Annotated in this window: 11 protein-coding genes; 1 reads left to right on the forward strand and 10 read right to left on the reverse strand. The window is 37.3% G+C overall.

The window, feature by feature from the left end:
• The first annotated feature begins 210 nt into the window (after positions 1-210).
• On the forward strand, positions 211-390 hold the full coding sequence (locus IGJ20_RS08810; RefSeq protein WP_002383739.1) for a hypothetical protein: 180 nt from the start codon (positions 211-213) through the stop codon (positions 388-390).
• An 87-nt stretch (positions 391-477) separates the two neighbouring features.
• On the opposite strand, the gene IGJ20_RS08815 is transcribed toward IGJ20_RS08810, so the two are convergent.
• The 10 genes from IGJ20_RS08815 to cdaA form a co-directional block, all read right to left on the reverse strand.
• Complete coding sequence (locus IGJ20_RS08815) at positions 478-1,443, reverse strand: hypothetical protein (RefSeq protein WP_202522599.1); 966 nt, start codon at positions 1,441-1,443, stop codon at positions 478-480.
• Between the two features lie 175 nt (positions 1,444-1,618).
• Positions 1,619-1,909, reverse strand: coding sequence for a hypothetical protein (locus tag IGJ20_RS08820; RefSeq protein WP_002359936.1), 291 nt, complete (start codon positions 1,907-1,909; stop codon positions 1,619-1,621).
• 48 nt (positions 1,910-1,957) lie between these two features.
• Positions 1,958-3,196, reverse strand: coding sequence for an aminoacyltransferase (locus IGJ20_RS08825; protein ID WP_002362084.1), 1,239 nt, complete (start codon positions 3,194-3,196; stop codon positions 1,958-1,960).
• A 310-nt stretch (positions 3,197-3,506) separates the two neighbouring features.
• Complete coding sequence (gene glmS / locus IGJ20_RS08830; RefSeq protein ID WP_033594288.1) at positions 3,507-5,315, reverse strand: glutamine--fructose-6-phosphate transaminase (isomerizing); 1,809 nt, start codon at positions 5,313-5,315, stop codon at positions 3,507-3,509.
• A 443-nt stretch (positions 5,316-5,758) separates the two neighbouring features.
• Entirely contained in the window at positions 5,759-6,592 is an 834-nt protein-coding gene (locus tag IGJ20_RS08835; protein ID WP_002356939.1) for an energy-coupling factor transporter transmembrane component T family protein, read from the reverse strand.
• Positions 6,589-8,295, reverse strand: coding sequence for an ABC transporter ATP-binding protein (locus tag IGJ20_RS08840; RefSeq protein WP_202522600.1), 1,707 nt, complete (start codon positions 8,293-8,295; stop codon positions 6,589-6,591). The genes IGJ20_RS08835 and IGJ20_RS08840 overlap by 4 nt, the downstream gene beginning before the upstream one ends.
• A 100-nt stretch (positions 8,296-8,395) precedes the next feature.
• Positions 8,396-8,947 (reverse strand): ECF-type riboflavin transporter substrate-binding protein, encoded by a 552-nt coding sequence (locus IGJ20_RS08845; protein ID WP_002356937.1) that lies wholly within the window; start codon positions 8,945-8,947, stop codon positions 8,396-8,398.
• A gap of 229 nt (positions 8,948-9,176) precedes the next feature.
• The gene (gene glmM, locus IGJ20_RS08850; protein ID WP_002356936.1) at positions 9,177-10,532 is read right to left on the reverse strand and encodes a phosphoglucosamine mutase; all 1,356 of its coding nucleotides are present in this window, start codon (positions 10,530-10,532) and stop codon (positions 9,177-9,179) included.
• Positions 10,525-11,688 (reverse strand): CdaR family protein, encoded by a 1,164-nt coding sequence (locus tag IGJ20_RS08855; RefSeq protein WP_002374494.1) that lies wholly within the window; start codon positions 11,686-11,688, stop codon positions 10,525-10,527. The genes glmM and IGJ20_RS08855 overlap by 8 nt, the downstream gene beginning before the upstream one ends.
• Positions 11,685-12,569, reverse strand: coding sequence for a diadenylate cyclase CdaA (cdaA, locus tag IGJ20_RS08860; protein ID WP_002389035.1), 885 nt, complete (start codon positions 12,567-12,569; stop codon positions 11,685-11,687). The genes IGJ20_RS08855 and cdaA overlap by 4 nt, the downstream gene beginning before the upstream one ends.
• Positions 12,570-12,642: the final 73 nt, after the last annotated feature.

Here is a 12,642-nt window from a genome sequence, read left to right on the forward strand (position 1 = left end):
GTTCCATCCAAAAACACTTCTTTTGCAATAAACGTGACTGTATGGTTTGATTAAGATGGATTAAGTATTCTTTCCAGGTAAAGCTAGTACTTCCTGAAACTTGTTTATTTCCCATTTTTCTTATGAAGTAACAAAATTTTTGAGAAAAAACAGCTCGTTTTCTATGTTATGATAGAGAAGTGAAAATCACCAGAAAGGTTGTTGCGGACTATGAGAACTCGTCAGAAAAAATTATTTTTATTTTCAATGATTTTGTGGTTAGTTGAATTTTTAATTACACGGATTTCTGATTCTTTTCCAGGAGCAACGCCATTGTTCGTTGTGATTTGCTTGATTCAAGGAATTCTTTTTACTTATTTCTGTCTTGCTTTTTTCTATTATCCGCAATAATCAGTCAAGAAAAGCAATTAGAGCAGATTCAGCAAATTTCTGAAACCGAAAAAATGGCACGTCCTCGTTTTTAGGACGTGCCATTTTTTAAAGCATTATTTGTGTAAAAGCCGTTCGTATCGCCTGTTGAACTTTTTGAACAGCAGCGATTTGATGGCCTTTTGCTTCAGTCAATTCTTTTTCAATATATTCAGGATAGTAGGTTGCCAAATAACCCAAGACCCAGATAGTTGGATCTGAAATAACCGTCTCTGCTAATGGATACAAATAGGTAAGATGCAATCGAATTTCTTCTTCCAAATGCTGCAGCATAATTGGATCATCATTTTCTAAGCGATTCCTAAGTTCAGTATAAATTTCGGAATAGATTGGCGTATTTAACGGTCCAGTTTTTCCTTCTAGTAAGACTGTCTGAGGCTGATTGTCATACCAAAGAAAGGTCAGTGGTTCTGAAAATTGCAACAGTGCTAATTCTTCAATGAACCATTCCCGAGCAAAATAACTAAGTGCTTGGTTCATAACTAAATCTTTTGCGACTTCCACAAATACTGGTTTAGGCAAATATAAACTGGTTTTAATGTTCGCTAATTGTTGATAAACGGGCAATTGATCGCTTACTAACAAGTTCCTTTTAATTGCTTGAATTTGCTGCGTTTCTAATTGTTGATACGCCTCTTCCACTTGCATTAATTGCTGTTCTAACGTTTTTTGTTGTGCTAGCGTTATTTTTTTAGTTTGAAGTAATTGCTTCAATAAAATATACCCTTCAATAAAGCGACGACTTTGACTATAAATTTGCATATAAATTGCCGCTGTTTCAAGGTTCTCAAAATAAGTCTCTTGGAACGCTTCTGCCAATGCTAGTGCTTCGTCAGCTTCACCCATTTCCAACAATAATTGGACAATTTTTTGGTTTACTGGCGGCGTTTGTTGTAGCTGATAGGCTTGTTGAAAATTTTCTAAAGCGGCGATCTGATTATGTTCTACAAGTGCTTCTTCTCCTTGTGCAATAAAACGTTCATAGTTTTTTGGAAATTCATGAATGGTACTCATATCTAACCTCCTTTATTTCTTATTTAAAGCAGATGAGCCTGGGACAAAAATCACTTTGGATTTTTGCTCCAGGCTCAAAACCTGATAACCGGCGGGAACAGAACCAACACTACGCGTTGCTCGGAGCTAAACGGTTCTGTCCCGACCTCGATTTTAACTATTCAAACGGACTTTTTTAGTAAAGATTACGAATAATAATTGCCGTTTCTAGGTCGCCCTCAGCGTTCATCTTCTCCGCCTTTTCTTCTAAACTATACCCAGCAAAACTTTCGTTTGTTAAAACATCTGCTACTGTAAATTTAGCAACTTTTTCAATACTGACCGCATCTGGGGCTACTTCTTGCACGCTATCCCAGCCTGTATCAATAAAGACTTTTGTATCTTCTGTAATCGCTTCGTTTGCTTCTAACGCCTGCATAATTTCTTTTAACTGTGCATACGTCATAACCTCGACTTGATTTTCCATTTAAACGCCTCACTTTGTCCATTCCTTTTTAAGGATTAGGTTTTAATTTTAGACTTTTTCTTTAATTGTTTTTAATGCGTGGTATAAGGCATATTTCATTGGTTTGGCTTTCCATTGGAAATTGCCCATTAATTCTTCGACATGACCGCCAAAGGATTGTTTGAATTTAAGAACCCCATCACTTCCATCAAAGACACCGTCAACGCCATAAAAATTATATTTGGGAATGTTATTTTCTACTGTGTAAGTTAACATTTTATGTTGAATTAAATACGGTGCATAGTATTGTTTATATTTTTCATACGTACCACTAAACAAGTAAACAACTTCTTGTGGATGAACAATGAATAAGGCGCCCGCTAAAATTTCAGGTTCATCTGATGTTTTCATTTCTTTAGCTTCGTCAATCCGTTTGCGCACGGTACGAACTTCATCTTCAAATTCACGTTTCTGGTTATTTTTTTTACGGCTTTTAGGATTGGCAATTAACGCTTCATTGACTTCGTTGAGCGTCTCTTGTAATTTGCGTAATTTCTCATGAAGATTTTCTAAATAAGTAGCAAAGTTTAGTTCCGCCACCATAAATTTCGCTCGTTCGCCAAACTCTTCATAAACAGCTTGGTAATAAGCTAAATCCTTATCTTCAAAATTACGTCGTGCACTTGTTTCTTCCGTTAATTTCTTAAAGAGAGGTAGCTCTTCGTAACGAAGTTCTCGGGTTGTTACTCCATATTCCCATGTTTTCTTGATGTCATATTTAGCATCTTTTCCATAAGATTTCCAGAGCTCTTCTTCTGTTAATCCAGCCATATCTTTGACAAACAGCCAACGTGGCGCGCCATCAAAATTGTGCACATCAAACCCTTGGTGTTCAAAACCAATTGATGTGAAATAGTCAAATGTTTCTTGATTGACCTTTTCAACTTCACCGCCATTAAAATCACGTAAACAAATTTGTTTATTGGGAGTAAAGGTTAAATAAAGGCCATCATTTTTTTTCACATATTTTTTTAAGCCTGTGAAAAAGGCTTCTACACATTTTTTATCTGTATAATCCATCAAAATTCCGCCGTCAATGTCGAAAGCATAACCAATTTTGACTTTTTTCTTGCTTAGGATACACGCAGCAATTAGTTGGCCTTCTCGTTTGACGCCAACGTATTCACAATGCCAGCCACGTCGTTCCAATAAATGTTTCATTTCGGGTGTTTCTAAAAAGTTACCTGCAGGATGTGTCATTGCAAAGGTAGTAAATTCTTGTTCAGTTAATGTACTAAACTGATCCATATCAAACAACTCACAATCTTTTTTTGTTAAATAAATTAGCACTTTTCAGCTTAACCTACTTTTTGCTTTCTTTCAAACAAAGTTACCTCACTGGCTAATTCTTATTTTTCGGTTCTTATTAATTATATCTAATTTTGCTAAAATGCAAACAGTTTTCAACGGAAAAAAAGAATTTCTTTGGAATCTTTCATTTTTGACTAAATATCTTTCTTTTATAAAAAATATCTGAGACAAAAATCTAAAGTGATTTTTGTCTCAGATATTAAAACTCATGAAAACCCGTTGAACATCTTTCTCTCAGGTTCTTGATTTACTCAACAGTTACACTTTTGGCTAAGTTCCTTGGTTTATCAACATCGTAGCCTCTTTGTAAGGTTGCATAGTACGCTAATAATTGGCCTGGAACAATGCTAACTAAGGCAGAAAGTAACGGATGAACATCTGGAATAATCAGTTGGTCCTGTGGTTTTGCCAAGGATTCCAAGGCAATCACAATATTTCTTGCTCCACGACTTTCGACTTCCTTTAAATTGCCTCTTGTATGGGCTGCGACTTTGGCATCTGTCACAATCCCAATCACAGGTGTTCCTTCTTCAATTAAGGCAATCGTTCCATGCTTCAATTCACCTGCCGCAAAGCCTTCTGCTTGAATGTAGGAAATTTCTTTCAACTTCAAGGCCGCTTCCATCGACACATAATAGTCGACTCCTCGCCCGATATAGAAGGCATTTCGAGTATACGTCAGATAATCTTCCACCAAGGCTTTCATTTGTTGTTTTTCATCAATCAAGGTTTCCATGACAGCTGCTACCACGCTCAATTCGTGAGCCACATCAAATGAGACGGCTGCTAATGTTTGGCGTTCTTCGCCAATTGCTTTTGCTAAAATAGCTAAGATAGCGATTTGAGCAGTATAAGCTTTGGTGGAAGCGACAGCAATTTCTGGTCCTGCGTGTAATAACAAGGTATCGTCCGCTTCACGTGATAATGTTGAGCCAGCAACATTTGTTAATGTAAGTGATGGATGCCCTAATTCATTAACCTGTACCAGTACTTGGCGACTATCTGCCGTTTCACCACTTTGACTTAAGAAAATGAAGAACGGTTTTTCAGATAAAATAGGCATGTTGTAGCCAAATTCGCTTGATAAATGAACTTCCACAGGAATACTGGCAATCGTTTCAATTAAAGATTTTCCGACCCAACCTGCATTATAACTTGTCCCACAAGCAATAATGTAAATTCGGTCACATTGATTAATTTTTTCAAGTAACGCCTCATCTAAAGTCACTTTTTCACCTTGAGTATACGCTTGAACAATTTTACGCATCACTGCAGGTTGTTCATCAATTTCTTTGAGCATATAAAACGGATATGTTCCTTTTTCAATGTCATTTAAATCTAATTGCGCTTCAAAAGGTTCTCGGTTGATTACTTGTCCTTCTGGCGTTTCGATTACTACTTTGTCCGCTGTAACAGTTACAATTTCACCATCAACAATCTCAACAAATTGATTGGTTTCTTTAATCATCGCCATCGCGTCACTACAAATAACATTAAAGCCTTCACCTAGACCGATAAGTAACGGGCTTTTATTTTTCGCTACGTAGATAGTATTGGGGTCCATTTTATCCATTAATGCAAAAGCGTATGAACCTTTAATTTCGGCTAAAGCCGCTTTAAAAGCATCTTTTGTTGAAAAACCATTTTCAGCAAAATGAGCAATTAATTGAACGACGATTTCAGTATCTGTATCACCAATTAAGTGAGCACCACTTAAAAATTGTTCTTTTAATTCTTCAAAGTTTTCAATGACACCATTATGCACTAATGCAAAGCGTTGATCGCTTGAAACATGGGGATGTGCATTGGCGACAGTTGGTTCGCCATGAGTAGCCCAACGAGTATGACCAATACCAACTGTTCCATCGATTTCTGGCGTTAATTTTGCTGCTAAATCGGCAATGCCCCCAACTGCCTTAACTACATGGGGCTGTTGGCTTTGATCATTCACACAAATCCCAGCAGAATCATAACCTCTATATTCCAATTTTGTTAATCCTTGAATCAAACTTTCCGTGACATTTTCTTTTCCAATCATTCCGACAATTCCACACATAATGCTAATTCCTACTTTCCAATTGAAATTCTGTATTTACTAGGTCCTGTTTAACTAGCAAATCCCATTATATGTTTCTACCTGCGTGATAACCGCTTTGTTCTAACTTCACAATTAGTTTTTCTTTGTTATCTGTAGAGTGCAGTCCCTAGAGCCACCCGCCGAATCTTCGATAAGCTCTCTCCTCGTCACCTGAACGTTCAGGTCTGGCGCTATCCTATATTGGTCTATATACCTCCTTTGTAAATATATTCCGTAGAAACATAAACAATCATACAATTAAAAGCAGGTACTTGTCAACAAAAATCTAAAAAAACGAAAATTGGTCTAGTTCTTTAAAGTTGTAAAAAAAGAATCTAGTACACTCATAGTAAGAGAAAGTACTAGATTCTTAATAATAAAAAAATATCCGTTCTATTTATAGAACCTTATCAATTTGTTATTTATTGGAATGGATTATAAAACCGGCCACCATTCACATGGAACAACCAGAAACTGATTCCTAATAAGCATAAGGCAAGTATCATTACCGAAAAATCACGCAGATGAAAAGGTTGTTGCGCATACCACGTTCGATTTTTCTTTTGACCAAAACGCCTTAATTCCATAGCGGTACTCACAGTTTCAATTCGATCTAAACTAGATAGGATTAAGGGTAAAACGATTTGTGCTACGCCTTTGATTCGTTGGCCTAACCGTCCCTTTTTAGACATCTCATAGCCTCGCGCTTGTTGTGCTAAAGAAATATTAAAAAAATCTTCTTGGATATCGGGAATATAACGAATAGCCAGCGCTACTGCATAACTAATCCGATAACTCACACCAATTCGATTCAGGCTGGAGGCAAATTCACTAGGATTTGTTGTTAATAAAAAGATTAATGCCAACGGAATCGTACAGAAATATTTTAAAACTAAATTAAATTCATAAAATAATTCTTCTTGTGTCAAAGTAAACCGTCCGATTCCTTCCCAAATCACGGTACGTGATTGATATAAATCAACCCCATATTCAGGTGCAAAAAGGTAAACCGTTAAGATATTTAACAAAGAAAAAATAGCAATAAATTTAATAACAAAAGATATTTGATGCCATTTAATATTTGATAATTTTAACAAAACAAGCGAAACCACAGACATTCCTAACAGATAACGAGTATCATACGTGGTCATACAAGCCACAGAGACAACGATTAAAAAGACTAATTTGCTTGTGCCGTTTAAGCGATGAATCCAGGTTGAATCAGGATGATAGCCTAACATTTGTCGTTCACTCATCCAAAACGCACCTCACGATCGTAAGCAACAAATTTTTCCGTAAATAGCAAGGGATTTTCCAAGCCTAACGCTTTAGCAAAGGTAAACAAGCTCGTTTCTTTTAAAGAAGCTGCTTGAATTAATTTTTCATCTGTTAAAACAGCAACTGGAGTCGCATCTGCTAGTAAACGTCCATCACAAACTACTAACGCACGTGTTGTATATTCCAACATTAAGTGCATATCGTGAGTGATCATTAAAATAGTCACACCTAAGCGGTTCAATTCTTCTAAAAATGTCATCATTTCTGTATAATGTTTAAAATCTTGTCCAGCTGTTGGTTCATCTAAAATTAATAATTCAGGTTCTAAAACTAAGATTGATGCAATAGTTACCCGTTTTTTCTGCCCAAAACTCAACGCAGAAATCGGCCAGTTCCGGAAGGGATACAGCCCACAAATATGTAAAATATTCGTCACACGTTCCTCAATTTCTGCTTGTGGCACATCTCGTAAAACTAATCCTAAAGCTACTTCTTCAAAAATCATTTTTTTAGAAATCATTTGATTGGGATTTTGCATCACATAACCAATTTTATCTGCACGTTCTTTGATTGAATAATTGGAAAAATCCTGTCCTTCCCATAAAATCTTGCCCGATTGAGGCGTGATGAACCCGCAAATTATTTTAGAAAGTGTAGACTTCCCGGCACCATTTTTTCCTACAATGCTGATCATTTCTCCATGATGAATAGTTACTGAGAAGTCATCTAACACTTTTTCACCGTGACGATCATATTGATAGGACACTTGTTCCAAACGTAATAGTTCAGCTCCTTTGACCGCACTAACTGAACTAGGTTGGACAGACCACTGTGTCATTTTAGGCAAAACCGTTTCGCCTGATACTTCGGCTAATTTGTCTAAATGACTAACTTTTGTTAAATCAATCCCAGCATATTTCATGGCTGTAACGTACAAAGGTTCACGAATCCCTTGTTGGGTCAACGTATCTTGACGTAACAATTCATCTGGTGTTGTATCAGAAATAATTGCGCCCTCATTCATGACAATAATTCGATCAACTGATTCGCAAAGAACGTCCTCTAAGCGATGTTCTATTATTAAAACGGTCGCTTTTGTTTCTTGTTGAATGGTCTCAATCAAAGTCATTGTTTCTTGTCCCGCTCGTGGGTCAAGATTAGCCAAAGGTTCATCAAAAAGTAAAATTTTTGATTGGTTAATTAGAACGCCCGCCATAGATACACGTTGTTTTTGACCACCTGACAAATCTTGTGGACGGTGTTGCAATAACTGATTCAGCTCAACAATCTCGGACCATTTGTGGACCGCTTTTTTCATTTCTGCTTGTTCAACTGCATCGTTTTCTAAAGCAAAAGCAATATCCTCAGCAACCGTTAAACCGATAAACTGCCCATCGGTATCTTGCAAAACAGTTCCTACATCAAAAGACAAATCAAATAGACTTGTTTCTTGGATATTTTTACCAGCAACCGTAGCTGTTCCTTGAATCTCACCTTCATAAATATTGGGAATTAACCCGTTGATACATTGCGCCAATGTTGATTTACCACTACCACTAGGCCCAACGATTAAAACCTTTTCTCCTTCATAGATGGTTAATTGAATCCCCTTTAATGTCGGTTCAGATTGGCTATGATATTGAAAGGAAAAATTATTAAAAGTAATGATTGGTTTTTTCATTCGGCCTCACCTCAGTTTCTCCATAAAAGAAAGGGTCTGAGCATTAGCAAAGTAATTACTAGGGCAGACCCTTAACCATTTAAATTATTTCGACAGTTTCTTAATCTTTTGATAAACTGCCTTTCTTTGTTCTTGTTGATGCATAAGCTTTCATCAACAATGTTCCAATAATCCCCACAGCGACAATATTTGAAACAGTCGCGAATACGCCTTGTGTAAATACTTTACTTGCGGGTTCACTATAAATCAAAATATCCAAACTAGGCGCGATTAAGCCCCAAACGACGATATTGCCAAAGGCTTGGAAGATATTGAAACGCACCATGTCATTTGTTGTAAATTCACCATGTTGAAGATCCATTTTACGACCAGCGAAGCCAAAAATAATACCAATAATTCCTGAACAAATAATCCAGCTCCACCAAGCGCTACCATACGTGGTAAAATCTTTTAACGTGTGACCGATCAAACCAATTAGCCCTCCAGCTACTGGTCCAAAAACAACTGACATTAAAGCAAGAAATGGATACGACGTTTCTAAGTTCGTATTAGGAATCCCAGTTGGAATTACAACGAATCGACCTAAAATAACAAAAACTGCAGAGCCAATTCCAATTGCTACAATTGTCTTGACAGACATTTTTTCTTTCATTTCGCTCCTCCATTCTATAACTCCATTGATTTACAGCCGCTCCCTTCTTGATTTTATCAAATAAAAAAAGAAGATACGCGGTGCATCTTACTTCTAAAATAGTACCCTTTTAACCGCTCTATGTCAATGATAGACGGAGCTTATTAGCTATTTTCTTTTTTTGATTTCCAACAAAGAAACCAGACACTTAACGCAAGCTAGCATTAAGTGTCTGGTTTCTAATTTGTTCTTATTCAACGCCGATTTCTGCACGTACTACTTCAGCAATTTTATCAACGTAATAATCAACTTTTTCTTGTGTTGGCGCTTCGGCCATCACACGTAACAATGGTTCTGTTCCAGAAGGACGAACTAAAATACGACCTTCGCCATTCATTTCTGCTTCTGCTTGTTCGACAACTGCTTTGATTGCCGGAACTTCCATTGCACCATTTTTATCTGTGACACGAATATTGACTAATTTTTGTGGATAAATCGTCACTTCATCCGCTAATTCAGATAATTTTTTGCCCGTTTGCTTCATAACATTCAACAATTGAATCCCTGAAAGCATGCCATCACCTGTTGTGTTGTAATCTAAAAAGATCATGTGACCAGATTGTTCGCCACCAAAATTGTAATCATTTTTACGCATTTCTTCTACAACATAGCGATCACCCACTTGCGTTACCACATCTTTTAAGCCAATTTCTTCTACAGCTTTATGGAAGCCTAGATTACTCATCACCGTTGTAACGATTGTATCTTTTTTCAAACGTTTTTTCTCAGCTAAATATTTGGCACAAATATACATGATTTTATCACCATCGATAATTCGTCCTAATTCATCGACTGCAATAATTCTATCACCGTCGCCATCGAAAGCCAAACCAGCATCTGCGCCTTTTTCAACAACCATTTCTGCCAAAGCTTCAGGATGAGTGGAACCCACACCATCATTGATATTCAATCCATTAGGACTTGTTCCCATTGTATAGAAATCTGTCTCTAAATCCGCGAAGACACGATTGACTGCTGTTGCAGTTGCTCCGTTGGCAGCATCTAAACAAACAGTCATATCTGCTAAATCGCCAGGAATACTTTGAACTAAAAATTGCGAATATTTTAGTAAGCCTTCTGGAAATTCATCTAATGAGCCTAAGCCTTCTGCAGAAGGTCTTGGTAAGGTGTCTTCTTCTGCGTCTAACAATGCTTCAATTTCTGCTTCCTGATCGTCTACTAATTTGAAGCCATCTGCCCCAAAAAACTTAATCCCATTGTCTTCCGCAGGATTATGTGAAGCTGAAATCATTACGCCAGCGGATGCTTTTTGTAAACGAGTAAGATATGCTACACCAGGTGTTGAAATCACCCCTAATTGGAAAACTTCAATTCCGACTGATAATAATCCAGCAATCAATGCTTGTTCCAACATCTCACCTGAAATACGTGTATCGCGGCCTACGAGAACACGAGGTTTTCTTGAACTATCTTCATGTTGACTCAACACATAACCACCGTAACGTCCTAATTTAAAAGCTAATTCAGGTGTTAACTCCTTATTTGCAATTCCTCTTACACCATCTGTTCCAAAATATTTACCCATTTTGATTCTCCTTAGTCACTTGATTCTCTGTATTTTCAGTTGAACCAGCAGTTGTACTTTCTACTGTTGATCCCTCACTTGTTGTTTCAGAAGTATTTGATTCTACTTGACTGGATGTACTTGGTTGTACTGCTTGGCTACCTGAGCCAACCGTTGTTGAACTTGCAGGTTCCCCTGAAGTTTCATTTGTATTTGACGACTGTTGTTGATTGTACACGGGGCTCAAAGAAACGTCAACCTCATCTGGTGTAACTACGTATTCTCCATTAACAGGAATAGTCACTGATTGTTTTGTTTCTTTGCGAATATCAGAAATATCTACCGGTACTTCAATTGATTCTAGCGTATCTAAAATTGATTGCGGGCCACTGACCCTAACTTGGTACGTTGATAAACTATAATTGTAATGAGCGATCCCAGCAGGTGGCGTACCTGTCATACTAACATTCAGTGGTACATCTTTCGTTGGCGCGGTTAAGCCTACTGTTACTTTGACTTGTGGTGCTGGATTTTCGATACTTAGGACTTGACCTTTGGCATCTAGCGCTTGGACATTTACCGTTTGTTTAATCGTATCAATTGTTTGTTTGGCACTTGAGACTGGCGCAATCACTTTGTCAATTGCTTTCGCTGTTTCTTCTCCAGTTGTTACTTCTACGGTTTTTGGATCTACAGAAATATTTTTTACTTTGTAGCCTTCTTTTTCAATGTTATCAGAAAGTTGTGCTTCTACATCGAATTTTTTTGTTACTCTCTTTTCAATCGTTACAGTCACTGTTTTCGGTTCAATTTCAGCTGTAACAGCTGAACTTAGTCCCCGAACTGTCAAAGGCACTTCCGAAGTCCCTAATGGCAATTTGGTTAAGTCTGCGACCACTTGGAAATTTCGTGTGTCAGCATTTGATTCCATGTTTAATTGAATGCGGTTCGCACTACGTAAATGAACATTTACACTCTCTTCAAATCCAGAGACATAATATTTGTCTTTATCGTATTGGACTTGGACAGGAATATTATTCAGTGTTTCACTATACGTTTGGCTTGAACCTGAATTGGAGGGATTATTGCCTGTTGCATTGGCATTAAAAAATAACAACAATGCAAACAGCAATGAAAGCAAACCATTAAACCAGCTTTTTTGGGAGGCTTTTCTCATTTGCGTTTAACCCCCTTTGTTACATCATCGATAAAATGCTGCAAAGCACTTTTTTTATCTTCCGATGATTCCGAAATTAACTCCTTACGCAAAATTGTTAAATACTCTTCTTGCGTTAGTCCAGGAATTAATTCATTGTTCAACGTCAAACTAACGTCACCAGTTTCTTCAGAAACAACAATCGTAATGGCGTCACTGACTTCACTGATACCGACTGCGGCTCTATGGCGCGTTCCAAATTCTTTTGGAATTAAATTGCTTTCTGATAGCGGTAAATACGCACTAGCAACAGCAATTTTTTCATTTTTGATAATCACCGCACCATCATGTAGTGGTGTATTTGGAATGAAAATATTAATCAGTAATTCACCAGTAATATCGGCATCCAAATCAATACCTGTCTCAATGTATTCATCTAAACCGGTATTGCGTTCAATGGTTATCAAAGCACCAATTTTCCGTTTTGACATGTACTGAATGGCTTTGTCAAAGGCCTGAATAATACGCTCATCTTCTTGTTGCGCACCTTTATTCGGGCGGAAAAACGAACTTCTCCCTAGATGTTCCAGCCCTCTTCGCACTTCTGGTTGAAAAATAACAACCGCGGCGATTACACCATACATGATGACTTGATTCATTAACCAAGATAATGTATGTAGACCAATTATCTCACTTAGAATGCGGATAATGATAAAAACAGCGACACCTTTTAATAGTTGAACTGCTTTTGTTCCACGAACAAGCATGATTAATTTGTAAACGAGGTACCATACGACTAGGATATCTATGATATTGATAACAAAATCCTTAGATAAGAAATCCGTTGAGATGACTTGCTGCCAATAATTCAAATCTAATAATTGATTCAATTGAAACGACATCATACCCCTCACTTCTCTCTCAAGATTTCCTAACAAGTATACCACATTATTTTCTTTCATCACAGAACGCAAG

The sequence above is a fragment of the Enterococcus sp. DIV0294 genome, assembly GCF_050558155.1.
Taxonomy (GTDB): Bacteria; Bacillota; Bacilli; order Lactobacillales; family Enterococcaceae; genus Enterococcus; species Enterococcus faecalis.